Below are 17,788 nucleotides of genomic sequence, written 5' to 3'. Positions count from 1 at the left end.
TCAGCCTCCGGTCATCGGCGGAAACAGCGCGATCTCGCGCGCACCGGCTATCTTCTCGCGGTGGCCGACATGTTCCTGGTTGATGGCGACGCGGATGACGTCGGGGTATTGCAGCGCGTTTTCGTACTCCTCGCCGCGCGACTTCAGCCAGCCCAGCAGGTCGCCCACCGTCTCGATGCCGGAAGGCAAGTCGACGTCCTCTTCCGGCTTGCCGATCCGCTCGCGTACCCAGGCGAAATAGATGAGCTTGGTGGACATCTCACTCGTCCATGATGTGCTTGAGGCCGGCGCGGAAATAGTCGTAGCCGGTGTAGAGCGTGACGAGCGCCGCGACCCACAACAGCACCAGGCCGATCTGGGTGGTCAGCGGAAAGATCTTGTCGCCGGCCGGGCCGACCAGCAGGAAGGCGATGGCGACCATCTGGATGGTGGTCTTCCACTTAGCGAGCTGCGTCACCGGCACCGACACTTTCAGGGCCGCCAGATATTCGCGCAGGCCCGAAACCAGGATCTCACGGCACAGGATGATGATCGCCGCCCAGAGCGACCAGCCGGCGATGCCGGCGTGGCGGTCGGTGTCAGCGGCAAGCAGGAGCAGACAGGTGGCGACCAGCAACTTGTCGGCGATCGGATCGAGCATCTTGCCGATGTTGGAAGTCTGCTGCCAGGCGCGCGCGAAATAGCCGTCAAAGTAATCGGTGATCGAGGCGAGCAGGAAAATGACCAGCGCCGACCAGCGGGCGAAGTCGGACGACTTCAGATGTCCTTCGAGAAAAAAGCACAGCACGACCAGCGGCACCGCGACGATGCGGGCGTAGGTGAGGATGTTCGGCAGGTTGAACGCGCGTTGTGCCATATCGTCTCGGGAAATCTCCACCGCCACAGGTACTCAAATCAGAAGCCAATGTAGGGGGTCAACAGCCGAGATTCGATTGGACAGGGAAAAATGGCGTGAGGGGCGTTGTGAGGTACCCCCTCGGGACATCCCTGCGCAACCGCCTCAGCTCTCATGAAAATGATTGTAGACCAGCTTCGCCACATGCTCGGAAATGCCGTCGACCTTGACCAGGTCCTCGACCGCGGCGCGGCTGACCGCCTTGGCGGTGCCGAAGGCAAGCAGCAGGGCGCGCTTGCGGCCGGGTCCAATGCCGGCGATCTCGTCGAGCGGGCTTTTCACCATCTCCTTCTTGCGCCGCGCGCGATGCGAGCCGATGGCGAAGCGGTGCACCTCGTCGCGCAGGCGCTGGACGAAATAGAGCACCGGGTCGCGCACCGGCAACATGAAGCTTTCCCTGCCCTTGACGAAGAAGCGCTCGCGGCCGGCATCGCGGTCCGGGCCCTTGGCGATGCCGATGGCGACAACCCGATCCTCGACGCCGAGATCGGCAAGGATCTGGCGCACCGCCGTCATCTGGCCCTGGCCGCCGTCGATCAGGATGACGTCGGGCCAGGCCGGAAAACCGCCATTGCCGGCGACCAGATCCTCGTCACCGGTTTCGTCCGCGGTTGCGCCAGGCTGCTCGTCGCCATGCTCCTTGAGCAGCCGCGAGAAACGCCGCTGCATCACCTCGCGCATCATGCCGAAATCGTCGCCCGGCGTGATCTCGGTCGAGCGGATGTTGAATTTCCGGTACTGGTTCTTCACGAACCCTTCCGGCCCGGCGGCGACCATGGCGCCGACCGCATTGGTGCCCATGATGTGCGAGTTGTCGTAGACCTCGATGCGCACCGGCGGCTTTACCAGGCCGAAGGTCTCGGCGAATCCCTGCAGCAGCCGCGCCTGGGTCGAGGTCTCGGCCAGCCTGCGGCCGAGGGCCTCGCGGGCGTTCTGCAGCGCGTGATCGGTCAGGTCCTTCTTCTCGCCGCGCTGCGGCACCGAGATCGTAATCTTGCGGCCGGCATGGGTGGACAGCGCTTCCGCCAGCAGTTCCTGCTCCTGCGCGGTCTGCGACAGAAGCAGCGTGCGCGCCGGCAGCTTGTCGTCATAGAACTGCGCCAGGAACGAGCCCAGCACCTCAGCCGGCTCCAGCGCCGGATCGGCCTTGGGGAAATAGGCGCGGTTGCCCCAGTTCTGGCCGGTGCGGAAGAAGAACACCTGGATGCAGGTCTGGCCGCCCTCCTGATGGATGGCGAAGACGTCGGCCTCCTCCACCGTCTGCGGGTTGATGCCCTGATGCGCCTGCACATGGGAGAGCGCGGCCAGCCGGTCGCGGTAGATTGCGGCGCGCTCGAAATCGAGCTCTGCCGAAGCCTGCTGCATGGCGGCCGAGATTTCGGTCTTCACCTTCTGGCTGCGGCCGGAGAGGAAATCCTTGGCCTCCGCGACCAGCTCGGCATAGCCCTCATGCGAGATCTCGCCGGTGCAGGGACCGGCGCAGCGCTTGATCTGGTAGAGCAGGCAAGGCCGCGTGCGGTTCTCGTAGAAGGAGTTGGTGCAGCTTCTAAGCAGGAAGGCGCGCTGCAGCGAATTGATGGTGCGGCCGACCGCGCCGGCCGAGGCGAAGGGGCCGAAATAGTCGCCCTTGCGAGAGCGCGCGCCGCGATGCTTGTAGATGCCGGGCGAGACATGGTCGCCGGTGAGCAGGATATAGGGAAATGACTTGTCATCCCGCATCAGCACGTTGAAGCGGGGCCTGAGCCGCTTGATGAGGTTGGCCTCAAGCAGCAGCGCCTCGATCTCGGTGCGGGTGACGACGAATTCCATCGTCGCCGTCTCGCGCACCATGCGGCCGATCCGGGCGGTGTGGAATCGCCCCTGTGCATAATTGGTGACGCGCTTCTTCAGGCTGCGCGCCTTGCCGACATAGAGCACGTCGCCGGCGGCGTTCATCATGCGATAGACGCCGGGCTGGTTGGGCAGCCGCTTGACGAAGGTCTGGATCACCTCGGCGCCGACCATGCCGTCGGCATCGCCGGCATGCGGCGTCCAGTCGATGGCCGTGAAGGCGACATCGGGGCCAGTCGGCAAAGCCTCGGGTTCGACGATCTCCTCAGCCGCCTCGTCCTCGACGTCGAGATCGACATCGGGGGGCAGGTCGTCGGCGGCGCCGTTGCGTCTGTGTTTTTGGACTGCGGGACTCATTCCACCATGCCTGTCACATCGGGCGTCTGCCACGCAAGATGCTGGCCGCCGTCGAGCGCGATCATCTGGCCGGTCACCGAGCGCGCCTGCCAGAGATAGCGAATCGTGGCGCCGAATTCAGGCAATTGCGGGCCGCGCTTCAGGATCAGGCCCTCGACCTGTTTGCCGAAATCGTCGTCGTCCTGGCGCTTGTTCTTCAGTGTCGGGCCGGGACCTATGGCGTTAACGCGAATGCGCGGCCCGAGCGCCTGCGCCAGCATCTCAGTCTGCGTCCACAGCGCCGATTTCGACAGCGCATAGGAGAAATAGCGCGGTGTAGGCCGCCAGACGCGCTGGTCGATCATGTTGACGATCAGCGCCTCCTCGCCTTGCGGCAGCGCGCCGGCGAAATTCTGCGCCAAGAGCGCGGGCGCCTTCAGGTGGATGGCGAAATGGCGGTCCCAGGCCTGCCAGTCGAAATCATCGACGCTGTCGTCGACGAACAGGGACGCGTTGTTGACCAGCAGCGTCACAGGCCCGAGCGCGGCTTGCGCGCGACCGATGAGACCACCCACCGCATCCATGTCGGTGAGGTCGGCGGCGACGACGGCGGCGCGGCCGCCCTCGCCCGTGATCTTCCCCGCCAGCGCCTCGGCCTCGGCGCCTGAACGGTTGGCATGGATGGCGACGGCGAAGCCATTCGCGGCCAGATCCTCGACGATCGCCTTGCCGATCCGCCTTGCTCCACCCGTCACCAGCGCGACGGCCGTGGCTTGTTTCATGGTGTCAATCCTCAATCGGCTTCACGATTCCGGGAAGCCGGCACAATATGACGGGCCAAGCGTTAAATGCCATTTCCACCTTGGGCAGGAATGTGGCGAAGCGGCCCGGATGCGCTTCCGCCCCGCCGGATTCGGCGCGCCATTGCCGGCAATATATGTCGCTGCACCCCTTGAACCAAGCGATGTGCAGCGCAACATGATTAGCCTGCTGACATTCGCTGTTGCGAAGATGCAACGTCACCTTTCGGCCTCATTCGCGCCCGGGAATGACCCAAGTTCAGGTTCGCTTCAGCCGCATTTCAGCACGACATTTGGAACTGTTAAACGTCAGGCTCGTTTATCCCCCCGGACGGGCCGGGGCGTTTCATGAACAAGCAAGCCTAAGTGTCTTGTGGCTTAAGGAGTATATAATGAAGACCAATCTCAAATTCGCGCCGCTTGCCGCCGCGCTCGGGCTGTTCGCCTTTGCTGGTACCGCCTTTGCGGCCGACGTCGTTTCCGAAGAGCCGCCGGCTCCCGCCCCGGTTGCCGAGCTTCCGGTTGCTTCCTGGGCCGGCCCCTATGCCGGTATCAGCCTCGGCTACGGCTTCAGCGGCCATGCCGATGCTCGTGACGCCGGCGTCAACGTGAAGACCAAGGGCTTCATCGGCGGCGTCTTCGGCGGCTACCAGTGGCAGCAGGACAACTTCGTCTACGGCGCTGAAGCCGATCTCGGCTACAACGGCGTCAAGGGCGACAGCGCCGGCATCAACGCCAAGGGCGGCCTCGAAGGGTCGCTGCGCGCTCGCCTCGGCTACGCCGTGACCCCGGAAATCCTGCTCTATGGCACCGGCGGTCTTGCCGCCAAGAACCAGAAGATCACGGATAGCGTCACCGCCACCGACGAGAGCAAGGGAATGCTCGGCTGGACGGCTGGTGTCGGTTCCGACATCAAGATCACCGACAATGTGTTCGGCCGTGTCGAGTACCGCTACACCGACTATGGCGACAAGGACTTCGGCGCCCTCGGCAACGTCAAGTCGAAAGACAACCGCGTCACGTTCGGCGTCGGTATGAAGTTCTAAGTCGTAAAAGCCACGACACGGAAAAGCCGGGCCTTGCGCCCGGCTTTTTTTTTTGACCCGGCCGAAGGGCGTCAGGCGCCCGACCGACGCGCCGGCTGTCGCTGGAAACCATCGTGGGTGGGGATGCAATGCAGCCGGTCCAGCCATTTCAAGCGCGATCGCATGAAGACCTGGGCGTTCGGTCGGTAGTCGCCCGGACTGGTCATCGTGGCGGCGTGAACGTGGATCTCCGAGGGCCATCTTGTCGAGCGGAAATAGAGCCTGGTGCCACAGGACGGACAGAAGCCGCGAAACGTGTCCGTGCTGCTTTCATAGTGCCTGATGTCGCCGGCCCAGCTCAGCTCATCGGGCCTCAGTCCCAGGAAGGCGGTGAAGGGAGACGAGGTGGCACGCCGGCAGTCAGCGCAGTGACAGACCAGATTGCGGATGATGTCGCCGGAATATGTCCAGGTGACCGCTCCGCACATGCAATGCCCGCTGAGTGCCATCGCTTCCCCCTTTGGCCATGCGTTCATCATCGCCGGCGCAGCCGATACTGACACATCGCCGCTTGGAAAATGGCGAGTCAGCGGCTTACGCGCGCTTCTTTGCGACCTTGGCGGATTTGTCCTTCGGCGGCAGGGACTGGACAAAGGCCAGAGCAAGATCGAGCCAGAAGGCGAGCTCGGCCTCGCTCGCCGTGCCTTCCGGCCCGACGTGGAGGTAGCCTTCCATCAAGCGCCCGCCCATTTCCATCGGACGCGCATGGGGGCGAGCAGCCGCCGCCGCATGCGCGTCCTTGCCGACGCGGACCAACAGCCCACGCTTCGAGGTGCCGATCAGTAGGTTGCCGTCGATCATGAAGCAGGTGCCGCCGAACATCTTCTGCTCGGTGAAGATGCGCTTGCCGAGGGCGGCGCGCAAGCGCTCGACCATCGGGTCGGGCGCGACGCTGGTTGAGGGCTTTGCCATGCTCACCACCTCCGACTTGGATGGTGTCAGGCAAGCATGGAAGCGGGTGGCGTTTCAAGCTCGCTTCCCCTTCTCCCCTTGTGGGAGAAGGTGGCCGAGCGAAGCTCGGACGGATGAGGGGTGCTCCAGCTTGACGCACACCTTGGCCATTCTCGGATGGCGCCAAGTTCACCAGCGCCTCGCTCCGTCCAACACCCCTCATCCGTCTCGGCGCTATCGCGCCGATCCACCTTCTCCCACAAGGGGAGAAGGAAAAGGCGCCTCACCCCGGCACGCTTGCTTTCAGTTCCGGAAACTTCTCGTCAAACCTCGCGGCCCAGCGCACGAGCCGGCTGCGGCCCTTCTCCCATTGGCCGGAAAAGCGCAGCGCGAGATAGCCAAGGGTGGCGCGCAGCGCCATGTGGCCGGCGGTGATCTTCTTCGGCAGCTTGGGCGGGTTGGCGTTGACGAGGTCGAGCGCGGTGGTGATCTTGCCCCACTGGCGGTCGAGCCAGGGTTGGTAGACCATCGCCTCGGGCCGCGTCCGCCGCTCATAGACCATCGACAGCGCGCAGTCGCAAATGCCGTCGGCCAGCGCCTCGAGAACTTCCGCCTCGAGCCGCCTGTCGGGGTTGCGCGGGAACAGCGCGTTCTTCGACAGCCGGTTGAGATGCTGGGTAATAGTGCGGCTGTCATAGATCGAGCTGCCATCCTCCAGCACCAGCACCGGGATCTTGCCGAGCGGATTGGCCGAGATCAGTTCGGCGGGCTTGTCCTCCGTCTTGACCGGCACGAGGTCGATGGCGATGCCGGCGTAGACGGCCGCCATACGGACCTTCGAGCTATAGGGGGACGTGGAAGCATAGAGCAGTTTCGGCATGATCGATTTCCCAGTTGTCTGCCGCACTGTTGACCGAATGGAACCTCCAGGGCAACGGCCCAGCAAAGCCGATCCGGATTAGCCACGTCTTGCCGACGCGGACGCGGCAACAAAAAAGCCCCCGGAAAGTTTTGCCTGACGGCAAATTTCCGGGAGCTTTAGGAGGAGCGCCCGCTCCGACTCCGCTCGCTCAGACATCGAATTGGCGAGAGGGGTGCCTGAATAGCACCCGCCCTCAGCCGTTGCGGTTCGCGCGCGAAGTTACGCGATTACTTCTTGGCGGCCGGCTTCTTCGCCGGAGCTGCCTTCTTGACGGCTGCCGGAGCCTTGGCGGCGGCGGCCTTCAGCGGAGCCTTGGCGGCGGGCTTGGCCGCGGCCTTCGCTGCCGGCTTCTTGGCGGCGGGCTTGGCTGCTGCCTTTGCGGCCGGCTTTGCCGCGGCCTTCGCGGCCGGCTTCGCTGCTGCCTTGGCGGCGGGCTTTGCTGCTGCCTTGGCGGCGGGCTTTGCCGCGGCCTTCGCGGCCGGCTTCGCTGCTGCCTTGGCCGGAGCCTTGGCGGCTGCCTTCGGTGCCGCTGCCTTCTTAACTGCTGCAGGTTTCGCGGCAGCCTTAGCTGCCGGCTTCTTTGCCGGCGCTTTCGCCGCCGGCGCCTTGGTTGTGGTCTTTGCCATGCGATGCCCCTTGCGTTTTGCCGAAGGTCGTGAGTGACCCGGCATGCTCATGCATATCTGACTCGCGACTGTCTAGCCAGCGAAGCAACACAATGATTTTCAGTTATTGAATTTTGGTTACACGAAGATGCATCTCATCGAAAAATTGTGAGCGAATCTATCACCTTCGAAGTGACGGCCCGGCACACAGATTTTCGTGTGGCTTCTATCACCCGATGATCCATCCATCCGCCACATAAGCTTATATCGTAATGTGAGCAGAGTGCTCACAATAGAGAACCCGCCGCTGAACACCGGCTTCATCTTGTCCAGCGAAAACATCTACAGATGAACCGGCGACGCGAGGCGGTCAAAGCTTACGCATTTGAAAGCGAGCTTCAAGCTCATATTTCGACCTGCAGGCGGCGCGCCGGTTCGACCCGGTGCAGGTGCACGGCGTAGGTGTCCCAGGGCGGCGAGACCGCGATCCCGGCCAACATTCGGCCGACCTCGCCGCGATGATAGCCGCCGTGCAGGACGACATGGGTCAGCATCTCCTGCCTCGTCATGCAGCCCTTGTCGCCATCGGTGAAGGTGAAGGCGATCGGCTCGGCAAGTGCCTGCTCCGAAATGGTTTCGAGATGGTCGAGATACCAGCGATCGACCTCGGCCAGGTTGGCGCGCAGCACGCGCGGCTCGGGCGTGTCCGGCGCATTGTCGCCCGCATAGCCGTGGGCCACGCCCTCCAGATGCGCGGCAAAGATCCGCGACACGACATGGATATGGTTCATCAGGCGGATCGCGGCGTGTCGCTCTGCCGCGCCGCGGGAGGGATCCAATCCGGCAAGCGTCTCCAAGAGCTCGTCATTCGCCCAGGCCTGATAGGCAAGCAGGCCCTTCAGCAAGGTCTTGGCGCTCATCTTCGTGGCTCCATTTGCGTTGGCAAAATGAATGTGAGTATCCTCTTCATATTCTCGGGAGACGGGCCAGCATGTCTACTCGCATTGCAAAGCCGGCCGCGCGCATGCGCAAGCAGCCGCGCCAGGCGCGTTCGATCGCCACCGTCGAGGCGATCATCGAAGCCGGTGCTCACGTTCTGAGCGAGCTCGGCTGGGCCGGCTTCTCCACCAACAAGGTGGCCGAGGCCGCGGGCGTCAGCATCGGCTCGCTCTATCAGTATTTTCCCGACAAGCTCGCTCTGGTCGAAGCGATCCGGCGCCGTCACTTCGATCATGTGCTGTCGGTGATTCGCGAAGCGTCGGCGGAGGAGAAGCCGCTCAGGCAATTCGCGCGCGAGCTGGTGCGCGGCATGATCGGCGCGCACTCGATCCATCCGACGCTGCACCAGGTGCTGCTCGACGAGGCGCCGGGCGACCGCGGCTCGCGCGCCGCGCATGCCTCGTTCCAGGCGCGCTATCTCGAACATTACGCCGCGGCCGTCGCGCAGTACCGCAAGCGCCGCAAGGACACTGAGACGATGGCGCGCGTGCTCTCCTCGGCGGTCGAGGGCGTGATCCACAACGCGGCGCGGCGCAACATGCTCGACGCGCCGGAACTGCAGAGGCAGCTCGTCGAGCTGATTTCGGCTTACATATCGGGCGGCAGGGTGATGTGAGTCCAGCGGCAGCGAAGCAGGCTGTAGCGGGAGCTGCCTGCGCGGCTACCGGCGGAGCCCCTGGAAGCCCGAAGCCAACTTAGGATAGGTCGGCGGGACAGCGCCCCTCTCTGCCCTGCCGGGCATATCCCCCACAAGGGGGGAGATCAGATGTCGCGCCGGCTTTCGCCAATCGCCAGCGTCTGAAGGAAGGTGGGGCGGCACAGCTGCCGATCTCCCACTTGTGGGGGAGATGGCCGGCAGGCCAGAGGGGGCGCCGTAGAGCGCCGGCCTCAATGTCTACCCGCCAGCAAATATTACCGCAGCACGCGGCAGCGGCCGTTATAGACCAGCCAGCGGTCGAAGCCCAAGACGCAGAACTCGACATTGTCGCCGATCGAGGCAAAGCCCTGGCCTTCCTCGATCAGATAGAAGATCGAGCGGTCGTGGCCGTCCGACAGGTTGACGGTGGCGCGGCAATAATGGCGGCCGATCGGCCATTCCTCGCTCGCCGGCTCGTAGCGATGCTGGCGGATGTCGCGGAAATCGGTGATCGCGACGTCCGGCAGATGCGGCACGTGATGCACCTGGTAGGAGAAGCGGTCGGTGATCTTGTTCAGCACCCAGCTTTCGCCGCAGACGCTGCCATCGTCGCCGCTGTAGACCGAAAGGTCGGCGGCCTGCGCCGCCTGGGTGAAGCCCAGCGGAGCGGCGTAGGGAGTGGACAGCGCAATCAGCGCGGCAAGAGCGAAATGGGCGAAGCGAGTCATGACAGCCTCTCGAGGTCGGTTGCACGCACTGTGCGGATTCGCTTGGCGGCGGTCAAGCGGTCGCGAAAACAATGGTTTCCGCAAAGCTTCGTTGCGGATTTGCCGGTTGATGAGTAAGTGCCGGCAAGCAGCAGCCCGCCGATGACGGCAATGTTGATCAGGAAGGCGTTGCGCAGCACCTGGCGCTCCGGCTACGCGCTCGCCCAGAAACGCAGCAGCATGAGGTTCGTCGCCAGTGTGAAGATGACCAGAGCGACGGCGGCAAACAGCCGTGCCACGCCGACGGCAAGCAGGGAACCCGCGATGATCTCGATCGTCGAACCGGCGCCAGCACCAGCGCCGGAGCAGGAAATTTCTGCGCGGCCAGATAGTCGCGCATCGCCCCGAATTTCGCGAAGTGCTCGATGCCGGCGAAAACGAACACGCCGCCGATGAGGAGAGCGCCGAGCGCTTGAACGATTTGAACGAGCATGGCGATCTCCTCTCGACGTGCGTGGCTCCGTTCACTCCTCGGGGATGAAGGCTGGGTTGTAGACGACCTCCCACAGATGATCGTCGGGATCCTGGAAATAGCCGGCATAGCCGCCCCAGAAGGTTTTCTGCGCCGGCTTGACCACGCGCGCGCCGGCCTTGACGGCCTCAGCCATCACCGCGTCGACCTCGGCCTCGCTGCCGACATTGTGGCCGATGGTCAATTCGGTCGGGCTGCGGCCGCTTTGCGGCACGGTGGCATCCCAGGCGATGCTGGCGCGCTCGTAGATGGCGAATTTCAGGCCGCCGGCGAGGTCGAAGAAGGCGACGGCGCCATGCTCGAATTCGCGGCCGATGATGCCCTCGGTCGGCAGGCCGAGGCCGTCGCGATAGAATTTGAGGGAGGCTTCCAGATCATCGACGCCGAGCGTCAATACGGTGATGCGAGCTTTCATTTCTCTCACTCCTTTCTATATTCGTGACCACAGTCGCGCACGGATGCGGTCCGATGCGAGCGCGTGAAGCGCCGTGAAGTTCCGTCCGTTTTGCCATGGATGACGCGGCCGGCATTGAATATTTCGGCCAAAATGACCGTCACACCGATCCGGCAACCCCGCTGGAGCAGATCGGAGAGGAGATGGAACCGGTCCTGGCACAGACCACCGGCTTCTTTCGGGAGCGGCCTGCCGCTGGCGTGCTGGCCGACGCCTTCTCCGCCGTCTGGGTCCATCGCATGGACGAGCGGGCTGTTCCCCCTATCGTCATCACACCGGACGCGACGATCGACCTGCAATGGATCGATGCCGCTTCCGTATCGCCGGCCCGGACAAGGAGCCGCAGATCGAGCAGCCTGCCGCTGGGGCGGTGATCGTCGGCTTCCGCTTCCGGCCGGGCGCGGCGGCGGGCTGGCTCGGCGTGCCGGCCGGCGAAATCGTCGGCGGACGGCTTGATCTCGGCGAGCTGTGGAGCACGCGCAGCCGCGAGCTTTCAGACCGGATCAGAGCGACGCCCGACCTCGCCGGTCTGGTTCGGCGCCTGGAGGAGACGATCGGCGCGCACACGGAAGGACGCTCTGCGCTCGACCCGCAGATGGGCCGGGCCTTTGACGTCATACACGAAGGTTTGCCGCCGGGAACGCCGCTGGTTCCGTTCCTGCAACGCCAGTTGCATATGAGCGAGCGGACGCTGCGCCGGCGTTTCGAGGACGCTTTCGGCTATGGCCCGAAGACGCTCGACCGCATCCTGCGCTTCCACCGGTTCCGGCGCATGCAGCGGCAGCAGGGCGAAGCCTCGACCGCGCTGCTCGCCATCGAGGCGGGCTATGCCGACCAGGCGCATCTGATCCGCGAAAGCCGGCGGCTGACCGGCGTGACGCCCTCGGCGTTGGCTTGCGCGAACGCAGGCGCCCTACTCGCCCGCCAGCCAATCAGAACTCCAGCGCGACGGCTGCCGGACGGCGAGCACCTTATGGAGGGCGGGCAACAGGACCTTCAATTCGCCTTCCAGCGTGTAGGGCGGATTGACCACCACCAGCCCGCTGCCGTCGAGGCTGGCCTCATCCGAGGCGGGCCGTATCTCGAAGGCGATGTCGAGCAGCTTCGGAATGCCGGTTTCCTTCAGAGCACCGCGGAAGACCGTCACCGCCCTGCGATCCTTGATCGGATACCAGAGCGCGTAGATGCCACCCGGCCAGCGCCGGTGCGCCTTGCGCAGACCATCGACCAGACGGGAGAACTCGCCTTCCTCCTCGAAGGGCGGATCGATGAGCACCAAGCCGCGCTTTTCCTTCGGCGGCAGTTGCGCGCCCAGCGCCAGCCAGCCGTCGAGCTCGATCACCCTTGCCTGGAAATCGCCGGCAAAAACCAATTTCAGCCGCACGGCATCCTCGGGGTGCAGCTCGATCGCCGTCAGCCGGTCCTGGCTGCGCAGGAGATGGCGAACGATCAGCGGCGAGCCGGGATAATGCTTGAGGCCGCCGTCGGGATTTTGCGCGCGCACCGCTTCCAGATAGGGCTGAAGCAGCGCCGCCGCCTGCGGCTCGAGCGTCGCCTCGGTGAGCCGGCCGATGCCGCCCTGCCACTCGCCGGTCTTGCCGGCTTCGACCGAGGCAAGATCATAGCGGCCAATGCCGGCATGGGTGTCGATGACGCGAAAAGCCTTGTCCTTCTGCTTGAGATATTCGACGAGGCGCGCGAGCACGGCATGCTTGACGACATCGGCGAAATTGCCGGCGTGGTAGGCGTGGCGATAATTCATGCCGGCCTCACTTCAGAGAGCATGATGTCGTCCGAAAACCGCTTCACACTTTTCGGCATCATGCTCGTGGCGAACCGTTGCGGCCCCAGCGCGGCGGTGGCGGCTGCGAATTGGGATTCTGCGGATGGCCTCCGCCGCGGCGGCCGAAGACGAGCGACAGCACCAGTCCGGCAAGGCCGACGCCCATCAGCGTGTAGCCGGCCGGCTCAGCGCGTTCGTCGATCGAGCCGGTGCCGGCGCGCAGGACAAGATCGACCGCGCGCATGTCGATGCCGTCGGCATCGCCGGGACCGACGGTGAAGACGTAAGGGCCGGGCGTGATCCTGTCGATGACGCCGGCCTCGTCGCGAAAGATCTTGTCGGGCAGTTGCGGGCTGGCCTGGCGAGGATTGTCGGTATGGTTTAAGGAGAGCGCCAACGCCAGGGCGGTGCGGCCGCCACTCGCCGCCGTCAGCGTCAGCACCGTGCGCTGCTGGCCCGCGACGCGCTCGGCTCGCGCGGTCAAGTCGACCAGCACCCGCACCGGCGCGTCGCTCGCGGCGAGTTGCACGGTGACCGGCCGGAAGCGGCCGCCCTCATAGACGCGGTAGGTGCCGATCGCATGGCCGGAAAAGTTGCTCATCGCCCAAGGATAGAAGATGCCGACGGCGGCGCCGGCGATGAGGAGAAGGACAGAGAGGAAGCGCATTCAGACCCTTGGCTGTTTTGTTCGGCTAGCGGCTGTCCGCTCTATCTTTTTTTGACGCAATTCCGGACGGAAAACGCCCACACTTTTCCTGGAATTGCTCTAGCGGTCTTCCCCTCGGGCAGCTTCGCGGACTCGCTCCATCTCGTCCAGAAACATTTCCAGGCCAAGCTCGAATGTCTTGTCGAAGCCGGCGCTGCCGAAATAGGCGCCGGCCTTCACAACGCTCGGATAGTCGCGCGCCAGCTCCTCGTCGCTGACCGTGGTGACGGCCGAAGGCCCCTTGGCGTAGCCGGCCGTCTCGTCGAGGATTGCGCCCATCAGATAGTAGCCGGCGGCGCGGAACAGGCGGGCGCTAAGCTCGGGGCCGAAGCCGCCATCCTCGAACAGGCCGATGATGGCGTTGAGCTTGGCAAGGCAGGGCGGCGAGTTCATGCGGTAGACGACGATGAAGGGCGCGAAGGCCGGGTGCTCGGTGGCGACACGGCGGAACTCCTGCATGCCGATGCGGGCCCGCTCGCGCCAGGGCAGATCAGCGCCAGGTATGACGAGCCCGCTCATCTGGCGGTCGACCAGCGCCTCGTAGAGATGCGCCTGCGAGGGAAAGTGGTGATAGATGCTCATCGCCTCGCAGCCGAGCCTGGCGGCGAGCTTGCGCATCGAAAAGCCGGACAGCCCTTCCCGCTCGATCAACTTGAAGGCAGCATCCTCGATCATCTCGCGGGAGAGCTTGCCGCGGGGGCGCTTTCTTTTGCTCGATGCATCCATGGCGGCGCTTGACAACTTACACTGTAAGGTTCATCGTTCGCATACCTTACATCGTAAGGCTAACAAAAACCAGAGGAGAACATCATGTCAGTCATTCGCATCGCCTCAGCCGTGCATTCCTGCCTTCATTCCGCCTCGCTCATCGCCATCGCGGGCGCGTTTGCCGTGGCGCTCGCATCCGCGCCCGCCCGGGCCGATGACTACGACGCCACCCTCAAGGACATCCAGTCGACGATGGGCGGCGTGCCGAGCTTCGTCAAACAGTTCCCGAAAGCCGGTCTGCCCGGCGCGTGGGCCGAGGTCAAGGCCATCGAGCTCAGCGACAAGACGGCGCTGACGCCGAAGGAGAAGTCGCTGATCTCGCTGGCGGTCGCGGCGCAGATCCCCTGCAGCTACTGCATCTGGTCGGACACCGAGAACGCCAGGCACGCCGGCGCCACCGACCAGGAGATCCAGGAAGCCGTCGCCATGGCGGCGCTGACGCGTCACTGGAGCACCATCTTCAACGGCATGCAGGTCGATTTCGACCAGTTCAAGAAAGAGATGGGCGGAGAATGAGGGCTCAGGCACAAGGTACCGAAGGTGAAAAAATGGCCCGCGGCGACGCGGGCCATTTTGTTGCCACGCTTTGCCGGCCGGCACCGGCGGGATGTCCGGCGGTAAGCCGTCTCGCCCCTTGCGGCAACAGAAAATCCGTGCAAGCGTTCAAACAGCTATCGCTAAATTAACCAAGTTGCCATAATGAGTTGGGGTGGGCGGCTAATCGTGATTCGAACATAAGCGCCGCGCGCTTGAGGGGATTTTTACTTCATGCTGATGGCCTATCGAGGCTTAAGCCGGCCCTGCCTCAACAAAAATTTCGCATTCTAATGAAGGCCCTGCCCCGTCTTTTTGTCCTGGGTGCGTTGTTGGCAACTTCCGGTTGCCAATACTTCAACTTCGGTCAGTCGAGCTCATTCAGCGTGTCGCTAAGCGGCAACGCCGCCTTGATCGACTTGAAACCAACCCGACACATCCATACAGAGAGCCCGTCTCGCTCGGCGCCTGTGGTAAGGATCAATCCTTATCTTGGGAACGCTGACTTTATTTGCGGCCCGAGCGGCTTTGGACAGCAATCGCATTGCTTCGCCAGAAGTGCCGGGGCGGTCGCCGAGAACATCTAGCCACGATGCGCAATCTCGACCCGGCGTCTTGCTGACGTTGCTTCGAGGCTTCAAGGATGATGCCGAGAGCCTCTCCCGGCCTGCTGCCGCAATTCGATGAACGCGGCGCCGTTACCAAGCTTTCCGGGGCAGCGTCTCACCGCTGATGCGCCCTGTGCGCCCACTCCTTGGTTAACCATTCGCAAAGACGTGAGGTTAACAAAACGCTAATTTAGTTGACTACCCCCGACACAGGTATATCTTCGTATGCGTTGGGTGTGCAATTTGGGCGAGCAGTCTGCGGTGGTGGCAACCGACTCGTGGATCGCGACTTAGGGGCGGAAGGGACGCTTATGCGGCGAAGACAAGCCGTAGAGCGACAGCCTCGCGAACTCAGAAAAGTATGACGCACATCAGTGCAGGCGGTTCCGCACATGCGGAGGAATCGCCTTTGTGACCTGGTCGGGTAGCCCCCGTCCCGGAACGGTAGTGTGTGTGCGTACGAGGTTGGCATGAATAGGGTCATCAAAGTTCTGAAGCCGGTTCGATCGGGACGAAAAAGCATCGATCGCGGCCGGGCCCTGGTCACCGGCGGAGCGGGATTCCTGGGTTCTCATTTGTGCGAGCGGCTGCTTGCGGACGGCTATGAAGTCATCGCCCTGGACAATTTCCACACCGGCAAAAGATACAATCTAGCCGGTATCGCGCGCGACGCCGCCTTCACCTGCATCAGCCACGACGTTGTCGATGCCTTGCCGATGGATATCGCCGTCGACGAGATCTACAACCTCGCCTGCCCGGCGTCCCCGCCTCACTACCAGGCCGATCCCATCCACACGTTCAAGACCAGCGTGCTCGGGGCAATCAACCTTCTGGAACTTGCCCGGCGCCACAACGCCAAGATATTCCAGGCCTCGACCTCCGAGGTTTATGGCGACCCGCTGGTTCATCCGCAGCCCGAAGGCTATTTCGGCAACGTCAACACGCATGGCCCGCGCGCCTGCTACGATGAAGGCAAGCGCTCGGCCGAAACGCTGTTCTTTGACTATGCGAGAACCTACGGCCTCGATATCCGGGTGGCGCGCATCTTCAACACCTATGGGCCGCGCATGCGGCCCGATGACGGTCGCGTGGTGTCCAATTTCATCGTTCAGGCACTGCGCGGGGACGATATCACCGTCTATGGCAACGGCACCCAGACGCGCTCCTTCTGCTATGTCGACGACTTGATCGAAGGGTTTATGCGGCTGATGCGGTCGCCCGCGGGGCCGAACCATCCGGTCAACCTCGGAAACCCCGGCGAGTTCACCGTCATGGAACTGGCCGAATTCGTCCTCGATTACACCAATTCCCGCTCGCGGATCGTGCACAGGCCGCTGCCCGTCGACGATCCCCGGCAGCGCAAACCCGACATTTCCTTCGCCAGGCAGCATCTCGGCTGGGAGCCGAGAATCGCGCTCAGCGAAGGATTGTCCCACACCACGGCCTATTTCGAAGCCCTGCTGGGCCGCCGGCAGCCCGGGACCTCACGCGGCGACCATCTGTCCTCCGGCGGGGCTTTGGCGCTATGAGTGCCCGCCCCATCCTGGTGACGGGCGGCGCCGGCTTCATCGGCAGCCACACCTGCAAGCAGCTGGCGGCGGCCGGCTACCTGCCGGTGGTCTACGACAATCTCAGCCGCGGCAACGAGAAAGCGGTGGCCTGGGGGCCGCTGGTGGTCGGCGATATCCGCGACCGCGGCGCGCTCGAGCGGGCCATCGCCAGCCACAGGCCGCAGGCGGTCGTCCACTTCGCCGCGCTCGCCTATGTCGGCGAGTCGGTCAGTGACCCGGCGGACTATTATTCGGTCAATGTCGCCGGCACGATCGCCGTGCTCGAGGCCGCGCGGGCGAACGGCATCGGCAACATCATCTTCTCCTCCAGCTGCGCGACCTATGGCATGCCCGAGGCGCTGCCCGTGCGCGAGACCTCGTCGCAGAACCCGATCAGCCCTTACGGCCGCAGCAAGCTGATGGGCGAACAGATCATCAAGGACCATGCCGCGGCCTATGGGATGAAATACGCGATCCTGCGCTACTTCAACGCCTGCGGCGCCGACCCCGACGGCGAGCTTGGCGAATGGCACACGCCGGAAACCCATCTCATTCCCAGGGTGTTGATGGCGGCGTCCGGCATGATCGAGGCGATCGAGGTTTTCGGCACCGACTACGAGACAGCGGACGGCACCTGCGTGCGCGACTACATCCATGTCGGCGACCTCGCCCGGGCGCATCTCAAGGCCCTCATGCATCTGGAGGCCGGCGGCAAAAGCCTTGCTGTCAACCTTGGCACCGGCCGCGGGGTCTCGATCAGGCAGATCATGGAGGCGGTCGAGCGGATCACATCGCGGCCGGTCCCGGTCATGTACAAGGCGCGACGCCCCGGCGATCCGGCCGGGCTTTTCGCCGACCCCGGCCTTGCCCGCGAACAGCTGGGCTTCGTGGCGCAACTTTCCGACATCGACACTATCGTCAGGACGGCCGCACCCTTTTTCGGGCTCGGTCCGGCCTTGCGCGATTCCGGCGCTTCGGCCGCCATGCCGCGCGCATTGCGCGCGCCGCGCGGCGCGAACGTCAATCAGAAACGCCGGCCCGCAAGGCCGGCGGTCGGCCCTGTGAGTAATGTGTCGGGGCGCGGGCTCGCTGAGTTCGGCTAAGGCCGGCTCAGCGAGCCTCCACTTTCCAGATCCAGCGTCACGC

The 17,788-nt window shown here is 64.1% G+C and carries 22 protein-coding genes and 1 pseudogene; 7 read left to right on the top strand and 16 right to left on the bottom strand.

Going from position 1 to position 17,788, the window contains the following annotated elements:
• The 5 genes from moaD to EJ068_RS26735 all read right to left on the bottom strand — a co-directional run bounded on the left by moaD (position 1) and on the right by EJ068_RS26735 (position 4,084).
• On the bottom strand, positions 1 to 258 hold the full coding sequence (moaD, locus tag EJ068_RS26755) for a molybdopterin converting factor subunit 1 (RefSeq protein ID WP_127251459.1): 258 nt from the start codon (positions 256 to 258) through the stop codon (positions 1 to 3).
• Position 259: 1 nt separating this feature from the next.
• Entirely contained in the window at positions 260 to 856 is a 597-nt protein-coding gene (pgsA, locus tag EJ068_RS26750; RefSeq protein ID WP_027165584.1) for a CDP-diacylglycerol--glycerol-3-phosphate 3-phosphatidyltransferase, read from the bottom strand.
• A 144-nt stretch (positions 857 to 1,000) separates the two neighbouring features.
• On the bottom strand, positions 1,001 to 3,082 hold the full coding sequence (uvrC, locus tag EJ068_RS26745; protein ID WP_127386372.1) for an excinuclease ABC subunit UvrC: 2,082 nt from the start codon (positions 3,080 to 3,082) through the stop codon (positions 1,001 to 1,003).
• Entirely contained in the window at positions 3,079 to 3,843 is a 765-nt protein-coding gene (locus EJ068_RS26740; RefSeq protein ID WP_127251461.1) for an SDR family oxidoreductase, read from the bottom strand. The genes uvrC and EJ068_RS26740 overlap by 4 nt, the downstream gene beginning before the upstream one ends.
• Positions 3,844 to 3,847: 4 nt before the next feature.
• Positions 3,848 to 4,084, bottom strand: a complete 237-nt coding sequence (locus EJ068_RS26735; protein ID WP_127251462.1) for a hypothetical protein — start codon at positions 4,082 to 4,084, stop codon at positions 3,848 to 3,850.
• Positions 4,085 to 4,253: 169 nt separating this feature from the next.
• On the opposite strand from EJ068_RS26735, the gene EJ068_RS26730 reads away from it, so the two are divergent.
• A complete protein-coding gene (locus EJ068_RS26730; RefSeq protein ID WP_127251463.1) occupies positions 4,254 to 4,907 on the top strand; it encodes an outer membrane protein in 654 nt (217 codons plus the stop codon).
• A 71-nt stretch (positions 4,908 to 4,978) separates the two neighbouring features.
• On the opposite strand, the gene EJ068_RS26725 is transcribed toward EJ068_RS26730, so the two are convergent.
• From EJ068_RS26725 to EJ068_RS26705, 5 genes are all read right to left on the bottom strand, one after another.
• Positions 4,979 to 5,395, bottom strand: a complete 417-nt coding sequence (locus tag EJ068_RS26725; RefSeq protein ID WP_127251464.1) for a GFA family protein — start codon at positions 5,393 to 5,395, stop codon at positions 4,979 to 4,981.
• Between the two features lie 85 nt (positions 5,396 to 5,480).
• A complete protein-coding gene (locus EJ068_RS26720) occupies positions 5,481 to 5,858 on the bottom strand; it encodes a TfoX/Sxy family protein (protein WP_245463234.1) in 378 nt (125 codons plus the stop codon).
• 262 nt (positions 5,859 to 6,120) lie between these two features.
• A complete protein-coding gene (locus EJ068_RS26715) occupies positions 6,121 to 6,717 on the bottom strand; it encodes a glutathione S-transferase family protein (protein ID WP_127251124.1) in 597 nt (198 codons plus the stop codon).
• A 269-nt stretch (positions 6,718 to 6,986) separates the two neighbouring features.
• A complete protein-coding gene (locus EJ068_RS26710) occupies positions 6,987 to 7,385 on the bottom strand; it encodes a hypothetical protein (protein WP_189342178.1) in 399 nt (132 codons plus the stop codon).
• Positions 7,386 to 7,768: 383 nt separating this feature from the next.
• Positions 7,769 to 8,284, bottom strand: a complete 516-nt coding sequence (locus EJ068_RS26705) for a DinB family protein (RefSeq protein ID WP_127251123.1) — start codon at positions 8,282 to 8,284, stop codon at positions 7,769 to 7,771.
• A gap of 104 nt (positions 8,285 to 8,388) precedes the next feature.
• Here EJ068_RS26705 and EJ068_RS26700 point away from each other — a divergent pair, with 104 nt between their 5' ends.
• Positions 8,389 to 8,979: a TetR/AcrR family transcriptional regulator gene (locus tag EJ068_RS26700; protein WP_127251125.1), complete on the top strand. Its 591-nt coding sequence runs from the start codon at positions 8,389 to 8,391 to the stop codon at positions 8,977 to 8,979.
• A 296-nt stretch (positions 8,980 to 9,275) separates the two neighbouring features.
• Here the strand turns inward: EJ068_RS26700 and EJ068_RS26695 are convergent, their stop codons facing one another.
• The 3 genes from EJ068_RS26695 to EJ068_RS26685 form a co-directional block, all read right to left on the bottom strand.
• Positions 9,276 to 9,728 carry a hypothetical protein gene (locus tag EJ068_RS26695; RefSeq protein ID WP_127251122.1) on the bottom strand — a complete coding sequence of 151 codons (453 nt, stop codon included), beginning with the start codon at positions 9,726 to 9,728 and terminating at the stop codon, positions 9,276 to 9,278.
• Positions 9,725 to 9,907 carry a hypothetical protein gene (locus EJ068_RS32790; RefSeq protein ID WP_189342154.1) on the bottom strand — a complete coding sequence of 61 codons (183 nt, stop codon included), beginning with the start codon at positions 9,905 to 9,907 and terminating at the stop codon, positions 9,725 to 9,727. Before EJ068_RS32790 ends, EJ068_RS26695 begins: the two co-directional genes overlap by 4 nt.
• Positions 9,908 to 10,231: 324 nt before the next feature.
• Positions 10,232 to 10,654, bottom strand: a complete 423-nt coding sequence (locus EJ068_RS26685; RefSeq protein WP_128315336.1) for a VOC family protein — start codon at positions 10,652 to 10,654, stop codon at positions 10,232 to 10,234.
• Between the two features lie 182 nt (positions 10,655 to 10,836).
• Here EJ068_RS26685 and EJ068_RS33485 point away from each other — a divergent pair, with 182 nt between their 5' ends.
• Entirely contained in the window at positions 10,837 to 11,067 is a 231-nt protein-coding gene (locus EJ068_RS33485; RefSeq protein WP_245463233.1) for a hypothetical protein, read from the top strand.
• A pseudogene (locus tag EJ068_RS33920) lies at positions 10,992 to 11,525 on the top strand (helix-turn-helix domain-containing protein); the annotation flags it as partial. The gene EJ068_RS33485 and the pseudogene EJ068_RS33920, both read left to right, overlap by 76 nt.
• Positions 11,526 to 11,606: 81 nt before the next feature.
• On the opposite strand, the gene EJ068_RS26675 reads toward EJ068_RS33920, so the two are convergent.
• From EJ068_RS26675 to EJ068_RS26665, 3 genes are all read right to left on the bottom strand, one after another.
• Positions 11,607 to 12,455, bottom strand: a complete 849-nt coding sequence (locus EJ068_RS26675; RefSeq protein ID WP_127251120.1) for a 23S rRNA (adenine(2030)-N(6))-methyltransferase RlmJ — start codon at positions 12,453 to 12,455, stop codon at positions 11,607 to 11,609.
• Between the two features lie 58 nt (positions 12,456 to 12,513).
• The gene (locus EJ068_RS26670) at positions 12,514 to 13,143 is read right to left on the bottom strand and encodes a hypothetical protein (RefSeq protein ID WP_127251119.1); all 630 of its coding nucleotides are present in this window, start codon (positions 13,141 to 13,143) and stop codon (positions 12,514 to 12,516) included.
• 99 nt (positions 13,144 to 13,242) lie between these two features.
• A complete protein-coding gene (locus EJ068_RS26665; RefSeq protein ID WP_127251118.1) occupies positions 13,243 to 13,908 on the bottom strand; it encodes a TetR/AcrR family transcriptional regulator in 666 nt (221 codons plus the stop codon).
• Between the two features lie 84 nt (positions 13,909 to 13,992).
• Between EJ068_RS26665 and EJ068_RS26660 the strand changes: the two genes are divergently transcribed.
• The 3 genes from EJ068_RS26660 (at position 13,993) to galE (ending at position 17,745) form a co-directional block, all read left to right on the top strand.
• Positions 13,993 to 14,466, top strand: coding sequence for a carboxymuconolactone decarboxylase family protein (locus tag EJ068_RS26660; protein ID WP_129554931.1), 474 nt, complete (start codon positions 13,993 to 13,995; stop codon positions 14,464 to 14,466).
• Between the two features lie 1,096 nt (positions 14,467 to 15,562).
• Complete coding sequence (locus EJ068_RS26655; protein ID WP_127251117.1) at positions 15,563 to 16,621, top strand: UDP-glucuronic acid decarboxylase family protein; 1,059 nt, start codon at positions 15,563 to 15,565, stop codon at positions 16,619 to 16,621.
• The gene (gene galE / locus EJ068_RS26650) at positions 16,618 to 17,745 is read left to right on the top strand and encodes a UDP-glucose 4-epimerase GalE (protein WP_127251116.1); all 1,128 of its coding nucleotides are present in this window, start codon (positions 16,618 to 16,620) and stop codon (positions 17,743 to 17,745) included. The genes EJ068_RS26655 and galE overlap by 4 nt, the downstream gene beginning before the upstream one ends.
• Positions 17,746 to 17,788 lie beyond the last annotated feature (43 nt).

Source organism: Mesorhizobium sp. M2A.F.Ca.ET.043.02.1.1 (assembly GCF_003952405.1).
Lineage (GTDB): Bacteria > Pseudomonadota > Alphaproteobacteria > Rhizobiales > Rhizobiaceae > Mesorhizobium.
The sequence above is the reverse complement of the archived record's forward strand: the minus strand, read 5'-3'. Positions and strand labels throughout refer to the sequence as shown.

Bases quoted from the DNA above. Each gene is read 5' to 3' on its own strand.
- EJ068_RS26660 (WP_129554931.1), top strand. From the start codon at position 13,993: ATGTCAGTCATTCGCATCGCCTCAGCCGTGCATTCCTGCCTTCATTCC.
- EJ068_RS26700 (WP_127251125.1), top strand. From the start codon at position 8,389: ATGCGCAAGCAGCCGCGCCAGGCGCGTTCGATCGCCACCGTCGAGGCG.
- EJ068_RS26670 (WP_127251119.1), bottom strand. From the start codon at position 13,143: ATGCGCTTCCTCTCTGTCCTTCTCCTCATCGCCGGCGCCGCCGTCGGC.
- EJ068_RS26665 (WP_127251118.1), bottom strand. From the start codon at position 13,908: ATGGATGCATCGAGCAAAAGAAAGCGCCCCCGCGGCAAGCTCTCCCGC.
- EJ068_RS26720 (WP_245463234.1), bottom strand. From the start codon at position 5,858: ATGGCAAAGCCCTCAACCAGCGTCGCGCCCGACCCGATGGTCGAGCGC.
- galE (WP_127251116.1), top strand. From the start codon at position 16,618: ATGAGTGCCCGCCCCATCCTGGTGACGGGCGGCGCCGGCTTCATCGGC.
- EJ068_RS26675 (WP_127251120.1), bottom strand. From the start codon at position 12,455: ATGAATTATCGCCACGCCTACCACGCCGGCAATTTCGCCGATGTCGTC.
- EJ068_RS26715 (WP_127251124.1), bottom strand. From the start codon at position 6,717: ATGCCGAAACTGCTCTATGCTTCCACGTCCCCCTATAGCTCGAAGGTC.
- EJ068_RS26725 (WP_127251464.1), bottom strand. From the start codon at position 5,395: ATGGCACTCAGCGGGCATTGCATGTGCGGAGCGGTCACCTGGACATAT.
- EJ068_RS26695 (WP_127251122.1), bottom strand. From the start codon at position 9,728: ATGACTCGCTTCGCCCATTTCGCTCTTGCCGCGCTGATTGCGCTGTCC.
- EJ068_RS26740 (WP_127251461.1), bottom strand. From the start codon at position 3,843: ATGAAACAAGCCACGGCCGTCGCGCTGGTGACGGGTGGAGCAAGGCGG.
- uvrC (WP_127386372.1), bottom strand. From the start codon at position 3,082: ATGAGTCCCGCAGTCCAAAAACACAGACGCAACGGCGCCGCCGACGAC.
- EJ068_RS26705 (WP_127251123.1), bottom strand. From the start codon at position 8,284: ATGAGCGCCAAGACCTTGCTGAAGGGCCTGCTTGCCTATCAGGCCTGG.
- EJ068_RS26730 (WP_127251463.1), top strand. From the start codon at position 4,254: ATGAAGACCAATCTCAAATTCGCGCCGCTTGCCGCCGCGCTCGGGCTG.
- EJ068_RS33485 (WP_245463233.1), top strand. From the start codon at position 10,837: ATGGAACCGGTCCTGGCACAGACCACCGGCTTCTTTCGGGAGCGGCCT.
- EJ068_RS26685 (WP_128315336.1), bottom strand. From the start codon at position 10,654: ATGAAAGCTCGCATCACCGTATTGACGCTCGGCGTCGATGATCTGGAA.
- pgsA (WP_027165584.1), bottom strand. From the start codon at position 856: ATGGCACAACGCGCGTTCAACCTGCCGAACATCCTCACCTACGCCCGC.
- EJ068_RS26710 (WP_189342178.1), bottom strand. From the start codon at position 7,385: ATGGCAAAGACCACAACCAAGGCGCCGGCGGCGAAAGCGCCGGCAAAG.
- EJ068_RS26655 (WP_127251117.1), top strand. From the start codon at position 15,563: ATGAATAGGGTCATCAAAGTTCTGAAGCCGGTTCGATCGGGACGAAAA.
- moaD (WP_127251459.1), bottom strand. From the start codon at position 258: ATGTCCACCAAGCTCATCTATTTCGCCTGGGTACGCGAGCGGATCGGC.